Origin of the sequence: Rhodococcus sp. WAY2, assembly GCF_009859915.1 — a bacterium.
Lineage (GTDB): Bacteria > Actinomycetota > Actinomycetes > Mycobacteriales > Mycobacteriaceae > Rhodococcus_F > Rhodococcus_F oxybenzonivorans.
The window spans coordinates 742,623-760,177 of the sequence record NZ_CP046572.1; the positions used below are offsets into that span (position 1 = coordinate 742,623).

General features: G+C 66.2%; 13 protein-coding genes and 1 riboswitch. Of the genes, 7 read left to right on the forward strand and 6 right to left on the reverse strand.

The window, feature by feature from the left end; translation table 11 throughout:
* Positions 1 to 33 precede the first annotated feature (33 nt).
* Positions 34 to 1,440 carry a family 43 glycosylhydrolase gene (locus GFS60_RS03540; RefSeq protein WP_159919003.1) on the forward strand — a complete coding sequence of 469 codons (1,407 nt, stop codon included), beginning with the start codon at positions 34 to 36 and terminating at the stop codon, positions 1,438 to 1,440.
* Between the two features lie 12 nt (positions 1,441 to 1,452).
* Here GFS60_RS03540 and GFS60_RS03545 read toward each other — a convergent pair whose 3' ends face one another.
* Complete coding sequence (locus GFS60_RS03545; protein WP_442972194.1) at positions 1,453 to 2,781, reverse strand: M1 family metallopeptidase; 1,329 nt, start codon at positions 2,779 to 2,781, stop codon at positions 1,453 to 1,455.
* Positions 2,766 to 6,656, reverse strand: coding sequence for a Pls/PosA family non-ribosomal peptide synthetase (locus GFS60_RS03550; protein ID WP_159919004.1), 3,891 nt, complete (start codon positions 6,654 to 6,656; stop codon positions 2,766 to 2,768). The genes GFS60_RS03545 and GFS60_RS03550 overlap by 16 nt, the downstream gene beginning before the upstream one ends.
* A 515-nt stretch (positions 6,657 to 7,171) precedes the next feature.
* Between GFS60_RS03550 and GFS60_RS03555 the strand changes: the two genes are divergently transcribed.
* The 3 genes from GFS60_RS03555 to GFS60_RS03565 all read left to right on the forward strand — a co-directional run bounded on the left by GFS60_RS03555 (position 7,172) and on the right by GFS60_RS03565 (position 10,693).
* Positions 7,172 to 8,419: an MCE family protein gene (locus GFS60_RS03555; RefSeq protein WP_159919005.1), complete on the forward strand. Its 1,248-nt coding sequence runs from the start codon at positions 7,172 to 7,174 to the stop codon at positions 8,417 to 8,419.
* 41 nt (positions 8,420 to 8,460) lie between these two features.
* A riboswitch (SAM riboswitch) is annotated at positions 8,461 to 8,575 on the forward strand.
* 47 nt (positions 8,576 to 8,622) lie between these two features.
* The gene (locus tag GFS60_RS03560; RefSeq protein ID WP_159919006.1) at positions 8,623 to 9,918 is read left to right on the forward strand and encodes an aminotransferase class V-fold PLP-dependent enzyme; all 1,296 of its coding nucleotides are present in this window, start codon (positions 8,623 to 8,625) and stop codon (positions 9,916 to 9,918) included.
* Positions 9,919 to 10,066: 148 nt separating this feature from the next.
* Positions 10,067 to 10,693 carry a hypothetical protein gene (locus GFS60_RS03565; protein WP_159919007.1) on the forward strand — a complete coding sequence of 209 codons (627 nt, stop codon included), beginning with the start codon at positions 10,067 to 10,069 and terminating at the stop codon, positions 10,691 to 10,693.
* A gap of 74 nt (positions 10,694 to 10,767) precedes the next feature.
* Here GFS60_RS03565 and GFS60_RS03570 read toward each other — a convergent pair whose 3' ends face one another.
* From GFS60_RS03570 to GFS60_RS03580, 3 genes are all read right to left on the reverse strand, one after another.
* Entirely contained in the window at positions 10,768 to 11,328 is a 561-nt protein-coding gene (locus tag GFS60_RS03570) for a flavin reductase family protein (RefSeq protein WP_109326417.1), read from the reverse strand.
* 38 nt (positions 11,329 to 11,366) lie between these two features.
* Complete coding sequence (locus GFS60_RS03575; protein ID WP_159919008.1) at positions 11,367 to 11,840, reverse strand: YbaK/EbsC family protein; 474 nt, start codon at positions 11,838 to 11,840, stop codon at positions 11,367 to 11,369.
* 76 nt (positions 11,841 to 11,916) lie between these two features.
* Positions 11,917 to 12,966: a hypothetical protein gene (locus GFS60_RS03580; RefSeq protein ID WP_159919009.1), complete on the reverse strand. Its 1,050-nt coding sequence runs from the start codon at positions 12,964 to 12,966 to the stop codon at positions 11,917 to 11,919.
* Between the two features lie 123 nt (positions 12,967 to 13,089).
* Between GFS60_RS03580 and GFS60_RS03585 the strand changes: the two genes are divergently transcribed.
* On the forward strand, positions 13,090 to 13,668 hold the full coding sequence (locus GFS60_RS03585) for a TetR/AcrR family transcriptional regulator (protein ID WP_159926845.1): 579 nt from the start codon (positions 13,090 to 13,092) through the stop codon (positions 13,666 to 13,668).
* A 4-nt stretch (positions 13,669 to 13,672) separates the two neighbouring features.
* Here GFS60_RS03585 and GFS60_RS03590 read toward each other — a convergent pair whose 3' ends face one another.
* Positions 13,673 to 14,740 carry an alpha/beta fold hydrolase gene (locus GFS60_RS03590; RefSeq protein WP_159919010.1) on the reverse strand — a complete coding sequence of 356 codons (1,068 nt, stop codon included), beginning with the start codon at positions 14,738 to 14,740 and terminating at the stop codon, positions 13,673 to 13,675.
* A gap of 119 nt (positions 14,741 to 14,859) precedes the next feature.
* Here GFS60_RS03590 and GFS60_RS03595 point away from each other — a divergent pair, with 119 nt between their 5' ends.
* A complete protein-coding gene (locus GFS60_RS03595) occupies positions 14,860 to 15,690 on the forward strand; it encodes a crotonase/enoyl-CoA hydratase family protein (protein ID WP_159919011.1) in 831 nt (276 codons plus the stop codon).
* A gap of 115 nt (positions 15,691 to 15,805) precedes the next feature.
* Entirely contained in the window at positions 15,806 to 17,503 is a 1,698-nt protein-coding gene (locus GFS60_RS03600; protein WP_159919012.1) for an MDR family MFS transporter, read from the forward strand.
* Positions 17,504 to 17,555: the final 52 nt, after the last annotated feature.

Here is a 17,555-nt window from a genome sequence, read left to right on the forward strand (position 1 = left end):
GGCGTCGAGGCGGAGTCATGTGTACGGCCCCCCATGGGACGGCGAAGACTGCTGCGACGGGGATGGATCGTGACGACGCTGACGCTGCTCGCTTTGATGATGGTGCCCGCGTCCCCGGTGGCGGCGAACCCCGTCGTGGAGCCTGTTGCCGCAGACCCCAGCGTGGTCCGTGCGGCCGACGGTATGTACTACATGTACACCACCGCGGACGACTGGGGCGACGGCCAGGGCATGCACAACATGTCGATGTTCAAGTCCTTCGATCTCATGGACTGGATGTATGTGGGCGACGTGTTCCCGGACCTGCCCGAGTGGCATCCGGAGGGAAAACTTGCCTGGGCCCCGCACGTCCTGGAATCGGGCGGCGGATACAGCCTCTACTACTCGCTCTACGACGAGTCGAATCCGTGTATCGGACTCGCGACGGCTCCGGGTGCGACCGGGCCGTGGACCGATCTGGGTCGCCCGGTGTTCTGTGCGCAGGACGTGGGCATCGAGGGCACGATCGACCCGTTCGTGTGGGACGACGGAACGTCGAAGACGATGGTCGTCGGCAACTTCCGCGGCATCTACGCAATCCCGCTGGACGGGGACGGTGCCGCGCCGGTGGGCGAACCGGTGCAGATCGCGGACGACCGGTTCGAAGGCCCCTTCATCACTTTCCGCAACGGCTACTACCACCTGTTTCTGTCCGCCGGGAACTGCTGCAACGGCGGGGACACCGCGTACCGCGTGGTGGTCGGCAGGTCCAGATCGCTGACCGGGCCCTACCTCGACCGCAAGGGGCAGGACCTCAACGAGGGGGGCGGCGCGCTCATCCTCGCGGGCAGCGACCCGTGGGCCGGACCCGGACACAACACCGTGGTGACGGACGACGCCGGGAACGATTGGATCGTCTACCACGCCATTCCGCGCGACGACGTCACACTGCCCAGTGGAGCTCAGCGCCGGGAAGGGATGATCGACCGGATCGTCTGGGCAGACGACTGGCCCGACGTCGGTGACGGCTCGCCTTCCTCGACACGACCCCAGCTACCCGACACCGACCTTCCGGTGCGGGTGTCGCTGACCGCGGACGACTCGACGACCCTGCCCGAGAACGGGGGAACCATCGCGGCGACGATGGTGGTGGCGGCACCCGAGGATCAGCCCTATGCGGGGCAGGTCTGGGCAAGCGTGACGTCGCCGGACGGCGGGATCAGTGATCCGATCTTCGGGCCGATCGACGTCGACCTGGCTCCCGGAGAGGTATACGAAGAGCCGATCAGTTACGCCGTGTCGGCAGACGCCCCGAACGGAACCTATGACGTCTACGCCTTTGCCGGCACCTTCGACACCGACACGGTCGAATTCGGGGCGCTCAACGGGGTGAAGTCCGGCCCGCAGATGACGGACGTCGCCAAGCGCGTCTCCGCCGTCGTGTGGCGGGACGGTGCGTGATCGTCGGCGTCTCTAGAGAGGTGGCAGCGCTTTTTCACCCAGCCAGGTGTCCCAGAGGGTTCGTAGCGACTCATCGGTGTACCGCGCGGCGAGATCGGTGAACTGTTCCGCGCTGACGCTGGAGTGGCTGTGCGACCGGGTCCACTGCTGCAGCAATGCAAAGAACCGTTCGTCACCCAGCCGAAGTCGCAGTGCGTGGAGAGTGATTGCGCCGCGCTTGTAAATGCGGTCGTCGAACATCAACTGCGGCCCAGGATCCGCGACCACCAGATCCTGCGGTTTCCGGGACAGACCCTGGTGGGCCTGTAACGCGAGTCGATGCGCTGCGGGTCCGCCGGAATTCTCCGACCAGAGCCATTCGGCGTAACAGGCGAATCCTTCGTGCAGCCAGATGTCCCGCCATTGACGCAACGTGAGGCTGTTACCGAACCACTGGTGGGCGAGCTCGTGGGCCACCAATCGTTCGAAGGCGCGGCTGCCCGTGCAGTGGTTGGCGCCGAAAATCGACAGTCCCTGCGCCTCGACAGGAATCTCCAGGTCGTCGTCGGTGACGACGACCGTGTAATCGGCAAACGGGTACGGGCCGAACAACCTGCCGAACACATCCATCATCTCGGGTTGGCGTCCGAAATCGACATCGAACGACGAGCGAAGTCGCGGCGGGTGCACGGCGAAAATCTTGACGCCGCCCGAATCCACTCGTCGTCGTTCGTACGGGCCGATCTGAATGGTGGCCAGATAGCTCGACATCGGCTCGGCCTGCTCGTACACCCAGGTGGTCTGGCTGGCCCGGGTCTGCTTGCTCACCAACGCACCGTTGGCCACCGTGTAGTACGGCGAATCGGTGGTGATGGACATGCGGTAGCTGGCTTTCGAGCTCGGGTGATCGTCACACGGAAACCAGGATGCCGCGCCATTCGGCTGACTGGCGACGAGACTGCCCTCGGTCAGTTCCTCCCAGCCGACCTCGCCCCACATGCTGCGGATCGGCTTCGGGGAACCGCCGTATTGCACCGTGAATACCAGTGCACCGCCCGCCGGGATCTTCTGCGCAGGGGTGACGACGAGCTTGCCGTTCCGATGAACCCATTTGGTGTTCCGTACGCCGTTGGCAGCGACCTTGGTGACGTGGAGGTCGGACGCCAGGTCGAGCGCGAACCGGGACCGCGCCTCGGTGGTGACAGCGGTGATCGTGGCCTTCCCGGTAAGCCGGTTGCTATGGACCTTGTAGGTGAGGTCGAGTTCGTACCGTGACACCCGATAGCCTCGGTTGCCGTTCTGAGGGAGATACGGGTCGAGGGGTTCGTCGACCTCTTTACCGGGCTTCACGTCGCCGCCCACGGTGCGATGGGGTTGCCCTGCCACCTGGTGGAGGGCGGAACGGTGTCGCCGCGCATGACCAGTGACGCAGGTCCGACCGTGGCGCCTGCACCGATTCCGGCGGCGGGGAGCGCGACGCAGTGCGGGCCGAGCGTGGCGCCGGCTCCCAACGTGACGGTGTCCATGGACATGATCCGATCATGGAACAGGTGAGTCTGCACGACGCACCCCCGTTCCACGGTGGCGCCGTCACCGAGGGTCACCAGATCGGCTTCCGGGAGCCAATAGGTTTCACACCACACCCCCTTGCCGATGGTCGCGCCGAGGCCGCGCAGCCACACGTTGAGTACGGCGGTGCCCGTGGCGGCGCGCGCGAACCACGGTGCGGCGACGGTCTCGACGAACGCGTCCGACACCTCGTTACGCCAGACGAAGGAACTCCACAGGGGATGCTCGACCTTTCCGATGCGCCCCACCACCAGCCACTTGGCAGCCACGGATATCGATCCGGCCACAGCGCCGGCGCCGAGGAGGACCACGCCGCTGGCCAGGGCGGCCAGCCAGAAGCCGATCAGGTCGGCCATCACCTCGAGCGTGAACAGCACCCCGAGCCCAATTCCGAACGTCACCATCACCGGGATCAAACGGCACGTCTCCACGATCGCCCGGGCGACCTTCAGCCGGAACGGCGGATGGAACGTGCGTGCGGCGTCGGTGTCGCCCGGGGCCCTGCGCAGGCGGACGGGTGGGCTCCCCAGCCAAGAAGAACCGGACTTGGCCTTGGATGGCGCCGCCGACAGCACCGCGACGAGCCCGTTCTTGGGCACCCGTCGTCCCGGGCCGGTCATTCCGGAATTGCCGAGGAACGCCCGCTTGCCGATTTTTGCGTCCTCGATGTGCATCCAACCGCCGCCGAGCTCGTAACTCGCGACCATCGTGTCGTCGGCCAGGAACGCGCCGTCCGCGACCGTGGTGAACTTCGGCAGCAGCAGCACTGTCGAGGCTTCGACGTTCTTGCCGATCCGGGCGCCCAGCAATCGCAGCCAGCCGGGTGTCAACAGGCTCGCGTACAAGGGGAACAGGAACGTCCGGGCCGAGTCCATGAGCCGCTCGGTGGCCCACACCTGCCATCCGGTGCGACTGCGGACCGGGTGGTACCCCTCTCGCAACCGGATCGACAACAGCCGAACGGCGATCACGGTGAAAACGGCGAACACCGCAAGGCTGAGAACAGTGGCGATCGGGAGAACCATCAGCGACTGCAGTACGGCGGATCCGATCGTCCCGGCATCGCGGATCCGCCAGCCGATCAGGGCGATGCCGGACAGGAGGGCAAAGATCGGGAGTCCGGCGATCAGCATCGACGTGACCCCGAACACGGGCACCCAGTACGACGCGCGTCGCGGGGTTTCTTCGGGCCACGGGTGTGCGGCCTTACCTACCTTGACGGCGGGTGAACCCGCCCAGTGCTGACCCGCCTTGACCCGTCCGAACACCGCCGAACCGGCCTCGACCTCCGCGCCTCGTCCGATGCGGGCGCCGGGCAGCAACGTGGACCGGGCACCGACGGTGGCCCCGGGACCGATCTTGATCTCGCCGATGTGCACGACGTCACCGTCCACCCAGTGACCGGACAGATCCACTTCCGGCTCGACCGAACAGCCGTCACCGAGTTCGAGCATGCCGGTAACGGGCGGAAGGGTGTGCAGGTCGACGCCCTTCCCGACGGTGGCGCCCAAGGCCCGGGCGTAATAGAGCATCCACGGTGCGCCCGACAGGTTGGCCGCGCCGCTGGCCTCGGTGAGTCTCAGCGCCACCCACAGCCGGAGGTGTTCACTGCCCCCGCGGGGATAAGTCCCTGGCTCGAGCCTCCGGAGAAGGATCCGCGAGCCGATCACCGAGATCGCCATCCGGCCCACCGGGCTGATGAACACGACGAATGCGGCGAGGACCCACCACCACGACACGGTGGGTGCCCACGACGCGTCCGCGACGTACGCGAAGACGTTGTTGGCGATGGCAAGCCAGGTGACCCACTGCAGACCGGTGAGGGTAGTGAGCGGAACGGTGGCCGCGATCTGCAGCAGTTGGCTGCGCCGCGGAGTGGGGGTGACGAGACGGGGTTCTGCGGCATCGATGGGTGCGAGTTCGTCGAGATACTCCGCCAGCAAGCCGAGCCGCGGATGGTCGTAGAGTTGCGCCACGGTGACCTCGGGGAACCGCTCCCGTAGCGCAGTAACCAGCTGGGCGGCCGCGAGGGAACCGCCGCCCAGCTCGAAGAAGTCGTCGGCAGGGCCAGTAATCTGCGCGCCGAGAATCGACGTCCACAGCTCCGCCACCCACGCCGATGTGCCGTCGAGTCCGAGGTCCTCCGCCGAGTCGTCGATCCCGGGCGGCGGCCAGGGCAGTGCATTTCGGTCTACTTTGCCGGAGGTGCGAGTGGGAAGCTCGCCCACCAGAACCAGCCGGGGCACCAGCGCGGCCGGTAATTGCTCGGCGAGCGTCGCGTGGGCTGCTTTCAGATCGAAGTCGGGATCCGTGCTGGCGAGATAGCCGACGAGAATCTGGTGACCGGCGCCGGTCCTGCGTACGGCCGCGGCCGCACCGCCGACTCCCGGCAGATTCTGCAGGGCATTGTCGACCTCGCCCAGTTCGATTCGCCGGCCACCGAGTTTCACCTGATCGTCGGCGCGTCCCTGGAACAGCAGTCCGCGCCGATCCAGGCGGACGAGATCACCGCTGCGATAGGCGCGATCCCATCCGAGGGTCGGCATGGGCGCGTACTTCTCCGCATCCTTCGCAGGGTCGAGATAGCGGGCCAGACCGACACCACCGATCACCAGTTCGCCCACCTCGCCCTCGGCCACCGGATCCCCGGAGCCGTCGACCACCGCGAGATCCCAGCCGTCCAGGGGAAGGCCGATGCTGACAGGGCTCCGTCCGTCCATCAGCGCACCGCACGCGACGACCGTGGCCTCGGTGGGCCCGTACGTGTTCCAGACTTCTCGTCCGTCGACGGCCAGGCGCTCCGCAAGTTCGGGTGGGCATGCCTCGCCTCCGAAGATCAGGAGACGGACGGCCTCGAGCGCCTCCGCCGGCCACAGCGATGCGAGCGTCGGCACCGTCGACACGATGCTGACGTCTCGGGCCACCAGCCAAGGACCGAGGTCCATACCGCTGCGCACGAGCGATCGCGGTGCGGGAACCAGGCAGGCTCCGTGTCGCCACGCCAGCCACATCTCCTCACAGGACGCGTCGAAAGCCACCGACAGTCCGGCGAGTACCCGATCGCTGGGCCCGATGGGCTCGTCCTGCAGGAACATTCGTGCCTCGGCATCCACGAATGCCGCGGCATTCCGATGACTGACCGCTACGCCCTTCGGTGTGCCGGTGGATCCGGAGGTGAAGATGATCCACGCGTCGTCGTCGACCGTCGGTGGGCGGGCGGCCGGAAGCTCCGACCGCTCGGATGCGGTTCCTGGCGTGATGCCGGCGCCCGTCACCACACATTGCACCCGAGCCTCGCCGAACACGAGGGCGGCACGTTCCTCGGGATCGTCCGCGTCGACGGGAACGTACGCGGCGCCGATTGCCAGCGTCGACAAAATGGTGACATACAGAGCGCACGACCCCGAAGGCATGCGGATGCCGACCCGGTCGCCGGCCCCGACTCCGGACTCGGCCAATTGCTCCGCGCCGCGGCCGATTTCCTCGAGCAGTTCCCGGTAGGTCAACGACGTCGTGCCGTCGTCGATCGCTGCGGCGTCGGGATACTCGTCTGCGGTGGCGTACAGAACGTCGATGAGGGTGCGCGGCGCCGGCGCGAACTCGCGGCGAAGGAATTCCTGGGGTATGCGGAGCGAGCGATCCGAATCCGTCGGTGACTGGAGAGACAAACCAGGATTCCTTCTCTGAGCGGGCGGTTGATGCGTACTGCTCGTTATCTCACGATCAAGTAGCCAGTTGGTGAACAGTGGGTGCTCGCTGTCGGGCGCCCATGGTCATTCTTCACCCCGGCGATTTCCGGCGAATGTCGGGCGGGCGGCGAATGAAGCAGTCCCAGATTTCCTTCGTGGAAGCTGAGGTGAGCCGCGAGCCGTGAGGAACCCCGTCAGGCCGGAAGCAGTGGACATCACTATTCCGCCAGGTAGTGATTACGGTCACCGTGCGCAGCAGAACGTGTGCGCTGACCTGTGGGTTTCGCCACCGGTCGGCCATGCAGCGACGCGCGGTGCCCGCTCTGGCCCCCCAGGGCCCGACGCGGGGTTTGCACAGCCGAAGCCTTCCGGCTAGGTATATATGTGACTGCTCGTCCCACATAAAAATACCTCCCGGAGTGCCCTGTGACTGCCATTATCGAGACAGCCCGCGCCGAGCATGTGCAGCACAAGAGCGCGAGCGTCGCCGAGTGATGACCTCCGCACTCGTCAAATGGCAGCTGGCCGGGCTGATTCTCATCGCCCTGGCCGGTCTGGTGTACGTCGGCGCCCAGTATGTGCGTCTCGACAATCTTCTCGGGTTCGGCGAATACACCGTCAGCGTCGAGCTCGCGAATTCTGGGGGGATTTTCAGCAATGCCGAGGTCACGTACCGGGGAGTTCCCGTCGGCCGCGTGGGTGAAATTTCGCTGACCTCGGACGGTGTCGATGTCGAGTTGAAGATCGACAAGAGCGCGCCTGCCATCCCTGCGTCCGCGAAGGCCGTCGTGGCCAACAGGTCGGCGATCGGCGAGCAATACGTCGACCTCCAGCCCGACACCGATCGTGGGCCGTTTCTCGAAGATGGATCCGTAATCACATTGGGCAGCACGGTAACTCCCGTCCCGGTCGAGGAACTGCTCGCCGGAACGAAAGAATTGGCCGACTCGGTCCCGGTCGATGCGCTCCGTACGGTCGTGACCGAACTAGGGGTGGCGTTCAACGGCAAAGGCGAGGACATTCAAGTCCTCGCGGATGCGCTGGCGGGACTGTCACAGTCGGGCTCCGAGTCACTCACCGAGACACTGGCGCTGCTGCGCGACGGCCGCACTGTGCTGGCGACGCAGTCCGAACAGTCCTCGGCCATCGAGCAATTCAGCACCGACCTCGACGCTCTCGCGGCACAGCTGCGCGCATCCGACCCCGACGTGCGGGCCCTGATCGAGAACGGAACGGCGGCGAGTGACGAAGTGGGCGCGTTCGTCAGTGAATCCGGAGGGGCGGTGACCAGGAACCTCACCAACCTCGGCATGACCGTCGAGACGCTCTCGGTTCAGGCGGACGCCCTTCGTACCCTGTTCGTATACTTGCCGGGGATTGCCGCGGCATCCTCCACCATCGCCCCCGGAGACGGCACCGTGCACCTGGGCTTGGTGGGCGAGGTGAACAACCCACCTCCGTGCACGGTCGGTTACGAGGGTACGCAGGCGATACTCGAGGAAATGAAGCGCCAGAATCCCGACTTCGACGATACCCAGCAGGACTTCCCTCAGAACACGGCGGCGAACTGCGAAACGCCGCAGGGAAGCGTGACCGGTGTGCGAAGCGCCAACCGGATCGTCCTCGGTGACCCCGCAACGGTCCAGCCGTGGGATTCCAAGCCGAAGAAGGACCCGAATCGTCTGAACCTCAACCCGATTGCGACTCAACTCGCACCACTTCTGGGGGTGAGCCCGAGATAGTGGGTTGACAACCTCGCGTCGATCCTGCAATCTTCGAATCAGGTCACGAGTACCAGCGTCAAGCCCCGGCTAGCTGGTCGGCAACCCTCCACCGCGGTGGGGTGCTCCGGGTGACGACCAGGCTGAGGTTCATACCGGACCCGGCAAGCGCGGACTCCGAGGGCTATCCCTGTGACGAGTCCCTGAGTACGAGGGATGTCGTGATGACTGCTGTATTGACCGCTGATGTGTGCGTAGCCCCCCTTGCCCCGGTTTCGGGCTCCGACCTGCGGGTTCCGCTGGTGCAGGGAGGTGACTGCACCTACGTCAACTTCGACTACGCGGCAAGCGCACCCGCCCTGGCGCAGGTGACTGATCGAATCAGTGCATTGCTGCCGACGTACTCGAGCGTGCACCGCGGGGCGGGGTACGCATCCCGGGTGTCGACCGCCTGCTACGAGAAGGCGCGCGCCTCGGTTGCGCAGTTCGTGGGAGCTTGCGACGACCAGGTGGTGGTATTCACCCGGAACACCACCGATTCCCTCAACCTGCTGGCGGGGTGCGTTCCCGGTAGCACGGTGGTGCTCGACATCGAGCACCACGCTAATCTGTTGCCCTGGAAGAACTCCCGTGTCGTCCGGGCAGCTGACACCCTCGCCGAAACCGTTCGGTTGCTCGTGGCGGAATTGTGCTCGAAGCCCACTGCCCTTCTCGCTGTCACCGGTGCATCCAATGTCACCGGTGAGGTGCTGCCGATCGCGGTTCTGGCGGATGTCGCGCACCGTTGCGGTGCAAGAATTCTCGTCGATGGGGCGCAACTCGCGCCGCACAGGCGGATCGACCTGGAGGCATGGGGCGTCGACTACCTGGCGTTCTCCGGGCACAAGTTGTACGCACCCTTCGGGTCGGGCGTGCTGGTAGGAAAGCGTGACTGGCTCGATGCGGCGGAACCGTACCTCGCCGGCGGTGGGGCGGTGCGCAACGTGACCGTCGAATCCACCGAGTGGGCACCGGCTCCGGCCCGGCACGAGGCCGGCACTCCCAACGTCCTCGGCGCCGCAGCCCTCGCTGCGGCATGCGACGCGCTGGCCGAGTTGGACTTCGGTCGAGTAGCCGAGCACGAAGCGGCGTTGACGTCCCGACTTCTGTCCGGACTCGCGGACGTGGACGGTGTGGAATTTTTGCGGCTGTGGTCGGACGCGCCGGACACCGTGGGAATCGTGACCTTCACGATCGACGGGTACGAGCCCGGGGAGATCGCCGCCTACCTGTCTGCCGAGCACGGAATCGGAGTGCGTGACGGCAGGTTCTGCGCGCATCCGCTGCTGACGCGACTCGGCCGGCCAGAGGGAGCAGTTCGGGTCAGCCTCGGTCTCGGCAGTTCCTCCGCCGATGTGGATCGGCTGGTGGACGCGGTCGCCGCATTGGTGGCCGGTCGTCGCAGCTGGGGCTATGCCAAGACCGACGGTCAGTGGAATCCGGTGCCGGAGACCCGTTTTTCGCACGACGCGCTACTATGAGCGCATGGCATCGCAGGCTGGGAGCGCAATGATTGCTCACTGGTGCCGTCGGCACGTCGATCTGTGCCGAACCGCCTCGGGTATGTGTTCGAGCTGACCGTTCTTTTCGGCTCCTGACATCGGCACACATTCTCCGAGGAAACCCCACATGTCTTCAGGCAACGTTTTGTCTTCCCGTACCCTCCGCGTCGCCGTCGAGCTGACCGGATCGGGTCACCATCCGGCAGCCATCGGGGCCGCAGGCACGCGGCCCATCAGCGGTGCGGACTACTGGGTGGAGCTCACCGCCGATTCGGCGGACCCGCTCGACCTGACCTCCTTCCCGCCCGATGTGGTCCGGATCCGCGCCACCGATCTGCGGGGAGCGCAGCAGGAACGCGCCCGGGTGCGCGCCGAAACTCTCGCCGCGGGGCGCGATCCCGACAGCGTCACAGTGCTGGTCGATCTCGAGGTACTGATCGCCGCGGAAGCTCGCACCGCGCGCAAGGAGTTGGCACTGCTCGACAGCGCACTGGAAAGCCCACGAACCCCCGAGTCGCTGCAGTACGTCGGGACTCCGGTGGGGCTCGCCGGGCTGATCGCCGACATCCAGGCTGCCGGGGTGGCCGACGGTGTGACCCTGCTTCCGCTGACTCTGCCGAGGGTGCTCGAGCAGCTGGTCGACGGCACATTGCCGTGGTTGGAGCAGCGCGGGCTCGTCACGTCCGCGGAAGCTGTCGACGAGGCCTTGCGGCGTTTCGACCTTCCACGCCGACAGCGTGAACTCGCTTCCTGAGGTTTCGACGCGCAGTCGCATACGAGGCCGTGGGCCGGGAATCTCAGGATTCCCGGCCCACGCGTCGTGCGATGTCAGTTGTCGAGCGGGGTCGGCCGGTAGTACCGCCCTTCGTGATACAGAAGGGGTGCGGCGGCGGACTCGTCGTCGTCCTCGGCGTGAACCCGCGTGACCAGCCCGATGACCAGCGTGTGATCACCGACCGGAATCAACTGGTCCACGGTGACCCGGAGCCAGCTCGGGGTCCCGTGCAGCACCGGCTCCCCGGTGTCGAGCCGAGCCCAGAGCGACCGGTCCGCGAATCGTTGGTCGGCGCTGCGTGCGAATCGCTGCGCCAGATGCTGCTGATGTTCGCCGAGCAGGTGGATCACCAGGGAATCGGCGGAATGCAGCGCGCCGATGCTGGATGAGGAATGCGCGATGTTGAACGACACCAGCGGAGGATTCAGGGAGACGGACGCAAAGGACGTGGCCGTGAACCCCACCGGCCCGGCCTCGGAATCGAGCGTCACGATAGTGACTCCCGCCGGATGACGCCGCAGCGCGGCGCGGTAGTCCTCGGCGCTGATCCCGGTAGCAAGTTCGGCCTCGGCCTCGCCACCCGCGGCGCGGACGGAATCGGTGTTCTTCGCCATGATGGCGTCAACTATAGGCGGGTGGCCGATCGAGGGAATCAGTCGACGTCGATGGCGAGGCCCGCGGTAATGCGCACCAGCTCGGAGAAGGACGTGCGGAACACGGTGTCGGGGTGTCCGGCGGCGGCCCACAACTCCGAATGCTTGGCCAGCGCGTTGTCCACGTAGGTCGGCAGGTTGGTGGGGTGCCCGAGCGGGGCGATGCCACCGATCGGCTGTCCGGTGGCGATCCGCACCATCTCGAGCGGTGCCCGCGTCAGGTTTCCCTGCAGTCGTTTGCCGGTGTTCGCGAGGTCGACCTCGTGTGCCCCCGACACCAGGAGGAGGATCGGGTCGTCGTCGAGAAGGAACACCAACGACTTGGTGATGGCCCCGATGTCCACACCCAAAGCCTTTGCTGCCTCGTCGGCGGTGTGAATGGACTCCGGCTGGGTGACGATGACCCCGTGGTGTCCTCGCGCGATCAGAGTTTCGGCGACATGCGCGGCGTGGGGGTGCAGGGGCGTCGGCATGAACCAAGAGTAGGGCCATAACTCCGGAACGACACGTGGACGCGTCGTCCGAGACGACATCGACACGGGGCGTGGTCTATTCCGGCCTGGAAACCCGGCGGGCGGTGAAGCCGAAGAGCAACGCAAGTCCGAGCAGGGCGTAGAGCGCCAGTGTCAGCGCAGGCGCCCCCGCGCCCACATCGTCGAAGTAGACGATGCTGCGGACACCCTCCGTCCCCGCACCCGGGGTGATCCACCGCCCGATTGCCGCGTAGAAGGTGGGGATGACGTTGGAACCGAACGCACCGCCCGCACTCGGGTTGCCGAGGATCACGAAGACGGCGATGGCGAGCGGCACGGCAAGGACTCCGATCGCCGCCCGCAGTCCCAACGTAAACACGGCTGTCCCGAAGACGACCCCGGTACCGAGGAGCCAGAGGGGAAACCAGTGCCCGGCGAAGGTGCCCAGCACGTGCGTGGTGATCAGTGCACCCAGAGCGCCGGAGACCACGGCGTATCCGAAGAGAACGCCGGCGTGTGCCGCCGCCTGCCGCAGCGACGTAGGTGCTCCGATGAACAGCCCGATCGCGGCCGCAAGGAGGTAGCCGCCGACCACCCACCCGACCGACAGGTAGAAGCCGGACAGTCCGCGATTGTCGTGGACGCCCACCGGGATCTCGTCACGAACCGTGAACTGCCGTCCCTGCGCGTTGTCGACCTGTGTGAACACCGACTCGAGGGCGGAGGAGATAGAACTTCCACCGGCGCTCGCCGTGATCAGTGTGTCCGCACCGACGGGTTCGATCACGTAGGCGCCCTGAATCTCGCGGGCATGCAGGAGCCGCCGCGCCTGCGCCGTGTCGGACACGATGCGCGCGTCGAGTGGGCGTCCGTCGATCCCATTGAGCCGGTCGGCGACCTGCTGGTCGACGCCGGGCGGCAGTCCCGGGGCGGCCACGACCGCAATCTCGATACCGCGGGGAGTGGGCTGATGGAATGCGGCCACATAGCTGAGGATGAAACCTAGCTGCAGTACGAGAACACCGAGGACGAGTGCCACCATGACCTTCGGTGTGCCGTACCGGGACGCGGGGCCGTCCGGGTGTTGTGGCGAGAAGGGGGCGTGTTCGGTCTCGGTCGTGGTCATCAGTAATCCTCGTCCTTGTCGATACCTCGGGTATTCAATACCGTAGGTATCGTGCCCGAACATGGTCAACACGACAGTCGTCACACCGAATGGACGCCGGCGACGCGTCCCGGCCGTGATGTAGTGCGGCAACGACTGCTCGACGCGGCGGCGGACGAGTTCGCGGAACGAGGCTTCAACGCCGCGCGTCTCACCGAGGTTGCGCGGCGCGCGGGATTTACCAAGGGTGCCGTGTATTCGAACTTCGAGTCGAAACAGGACCTGTTCGCCGAACTCTTCGCCCAGCGTTCACTCGAACTCGCCGGCCGCGTCCTCGCCGAAATAGCGGGGCTGAACCCGTCGGCCGCAGTCGAAAGAGGCGGCGAGGCGATCGCCTCATGGATGATGCGCGAGCCGGGGTGGTCGCTGCTGGTGCTCGAGTTCGGCGTACTCGCTGCACGGGACCCACAGATCGCGCAGGCCTACCTTCGCGAACGACGACACCTCCGGTCGCGGCTCGTCGAGCTGATCGGTGAGCGCGCCCGCGAATGGGGAGTCGAAGACACCCTCGACGTGCGAACCACCGCCATTTCTCTGATGGCACTGATCTCGGGCTTGGTGCTCGAGCACTCGGTCGATCCCGAAGAGGTGGATCACACGACGATGGGAGCGGCCGTCACAGCGCTGTTCGCTGGCGCTGTCGCAGGCGCCGGCCGGGCTTGACCCCTCATGCGATGCGCGCGACGGCGGCGTCCAGGAACGCGTCGATGTGCGCCCAGGTGGTCGTGCGCGCAGTCGGTCCGGCCACCAGGCCCAGGTGACTACCGGGAGCCGACTCGTACCGCGCCGACGGCGATCCCGTCAGCACGTCGGTAGCGGCCCGAACGGAGGCGACGGGGGCGATGACGTCCTCGGTGCCGCCGATCGCGAGCACCGGAACGCTGATGTCCGCCAGCGACACCGGGCCGTTCCTCGTCTCGAATTTCCCTGCGACGAGCGCATTCCCGAGGATCAACTGCGTGCAGACCTGCTGGAAGAATCGCGCGGGGTAACCCGGCATATCTGCCATGAACCGGTCGATGGACTCCATGCGGGCGAGGGTCTCCGTGTCGTGCAGATTGCGCGCGATGAACCATGGCTTCGTGAGTTCCCGCTGCAGTGCGGTGAATCGATAACTCGCCTGGACGAGTGGCGCCGGAAGGCCGCCCATCATCCCGGTCACGGCGGTGAGCGGCCGATCTCCGGTGAAACGGCCCACGGTCCGCAACGGTGCGATCATCGAGACGGCGCGGTAGTCGATCGGTGTTCCGATCGCGGTGACCGAACCGATGGGAAGGTCGCCGCGGCCCGCGGCCGTCAACAACGACAGGGTTCCGCCGAGGCTCCATCCGATCAGGTCGACGGGAGCTTCGTCGTGGAAACGGGACACCCGCTCGAGCGCGGTCGGGATGATGTCTTCGATCCAGTCCTCGAACCCGAGGTCGCGGTCGGCGTAGCCCATCGACCCGTAGTCCAAGAGGTACGACGCCTTGCCGGAGTCGACGAGGTGCGCGGCCAGGCTCTGTCCCGGCCGGAGGTCGAAGCACTGCGCGGGCGCGGCCAACGGGGGGACGAGAAGGACGGGGCGGGCATCATTGATCGAGTTGCCGTCGAAGCGGTAGAGGTCACGATGGGGACCTTCCGAGATCAGGGTCGAGGGTGTGCGCTCCACCGGTGCGATACCGCCACCGAAGGACAGTCGCCACGCGTTGCGGGTGAGCGTGTCGAGGGTGGGGGTCCAGGCGATGTCGAGCACGGGGGTCCTCTCGGGTGATGCCGATCCAAGATCAGATAACTGTGACGACAACATACAGTTAGTTCGACTTCTCGCGGACACCGACCGTCGCGGCTGGGACCGATGGTTACTCTTGAGTAATGACCGAATCGAAGACCTGGAACGCGTTCACCGTCGATCGGAAGGATCGCGTCGCGCGGGTGACACTCATCGGGCCCGGGAAGGGCAACGCGATGGGTCCCGATTTCTGGAGTGAACTCCCCGAAATCTTCGGTGAGCTGGACGCCGACCCGGAGGTGCGCGCCGTCGTCATCGCCGGTTCGGGCAAGCACTTCTCCTTCGGCCTCGACCTACCGGCCATGAGCGGGAGCTTCGGAGCCGTCCTGGCGGACAAAGCCCAAGCCGGCCCGCGGACGGCCTTCCACGACACGATCAAGCGCATGCAGTCCGGCATCAACGCGGTGGCCGACTGCCGCAAGCCTGTTATCGCTGCAGTTCACGGCTGGTGCATCGGCGGCGGCGTCGATCTGATCTCGGCGGCCGACATCCGCTACGCCAGCGCTGACGCGCGGTTCAGCATCCGCGAAGTGAAGGTCGCGATCGTCGCAGACATGGGTAGCTTCGCCAGGCTTCCCGCGATCATCGGTGACGGACACTTGCGCGAACTCGCGCTCACCGGCAAGGACATCGATTCGGCACGCGCCGAGAAGATCGGATTGATTAACGACGTGTACGAGGACGCTGACGCCGTGCTCGCGGCGGCGCACGCCACCGCCGACGACATTGCGGCGAACCCACCGCTGGTGGTTCACGGGATCAAGGACGTTCTCGACCACTCCCGCTCGGCCGCGGTGAACGACAGCCTCCGTTACGTCGCCGCCTGGAACGCAGCCTTCCTCCCGTCGCAGGATCTGACCGAGGCGATCACCGCCGTCTTCGAGAAGCGGGAGCCCGAGTTCACGGGCGAATAGCCCGTTCGCTGACACAGCCGCACCCTCCGGGGTGCGGCTGGTTGCGTTCACAGACCCTTATCCGCAGGTAAAGCCCAGTTCATCAGTTGTCCGGAACCTCGCCGCGCTCGCATACTTGCGGACTACAAGTAAACGACAGCGCAGCGAGGAAACAGTGTCGAATTCGGTCGAAACGCCGGTGGCCTACACCCACCGGCAGATCTTGGCTGTACTCAGTGGGTTGATGCTCGGCATGTTCCTGGCCGCGCTCGACCAGACGATCGTGGCGACGGCGATCCGGACGATCGCCGACGACCTCGACGGGTATTCACTGCAGGCGTGGGCGACCACCGCGTACCTCGTCACCGCCACCCTGGCGACGCCGCTCTACGGCAAACTGTCCGACATCTACGGCCGCAAGCCGTTCTTCATGTTTGCGATCACGGTGTTCGTGATCGGCTCGGTCCTGTGCACGTTCTCGACGTCGATGTACATGCTCGCGGCCTTCCGCGCAGTCCAGGGACTCGGCGCCGGCGGCCTGTTCTCATTGGCGCTCACCATCATCGGCGACATCGTCTCCCCGCGTGAACGGGCCAAGTACCAGGGCTACTTTCTGGCCGTGTTCGGCACGTCCAGCGTCCTCGGGCCGGTCCTCGGCGGGGTGTTCGCCGGACAGGACGAGTTCCTCGGAATCGACGGCTGGCGTTGGGTTTTCCTCGTCAACGTGCCGGTGGGACTCATCGCGCTCACCGTCGTCTCCCGGGTGCTGCACCTGCCGCGACGACCGAGCGGAAGCCGGCGGATCGACTGGTGGGGTGCGATCGCTCTCGCGGTGGGTGTCGTGCCGTTGCTCGTGGTCGCCGAACAGGGGCGCAGCTGGGGATGGGACAGCTCGAAATCGTTGGCGTGCTACGTCATCGGCGTCACCGGAGTGCTGGCATTCGTGCTCGTGGAGCTGGCGATGAAAGACGACGCACTCATCCCGATGCGCTTCTTCCGTAACAGCACGTTCGCGCTCGGCGTCGTCATCAGTCTCGTCGTGGGCGCCGTCATGTTCGGCGGCATCACCCTCCTACCTCAGTATTTGCAGGTGGTGAAGGGCTCGAGCCCGACCCTGGCGGGTTTCCAGATCCTGCCGATGGTCCTCGGTCTGATGGCCGGATCGGTGGTCAGCGGTCAGATGATCTCGCGGACAGGTCGTTACCGGTATTTTCCGATCCTGGGTACCGCCCTGATCGTGGTAGGCGCGTTCCTGCTGCACACGCTGGCCGCCGACACCCCGATGCCCGTGGTGATGGTGTTCATGCTGATTCTCGGGCTCGGTCTCGGAAACCTGATGCAGCCGCTCACCCTCGCCATCCAGAACGCGCTGCCCCCACAGGACATGGGGGTGTCGACCGGAGCGGCCACCTTCTTCCGGCAGATCGGCGGCACCGCCGGCGTCGCGATCTTCCTGTCGATCCTCTTCTCCCGCCTCACCCCGGCCATCGGCGAGCGAGTGACCGCCGCAGCCGGCACACCCGACTTCCGTCGAGCCGTCGCCGCGGCCGCGCAGAGCAACGACCCCGCCGAGGCCGCCATGGGCCGGGGAATGCTCAGCCCCGACCACGCCGGCGTGAGCGGCGTCCTCACGGACAGTTCGGTGATCGGAAAACTCGACGAAGTGCTGGCCCTTCCCTTCCGGGAGGGATTCGCCGACGCCATCGGATCCGTCTTCCTCAGCGTGTCGATGCTCGCCGTCGTCGCCTTCGTCCTCACCGTCCTGTGGAAGGAAGTTCCGCTCCGCAGCGAGTCCGGACTTCAGGCAGCGGCGCGGGGAGAAGCGGAGGTGTGAGACGACAACGGCGCCCACCCCGCAGGGGATGGGCGCCGAGCGTTGGCGGGAC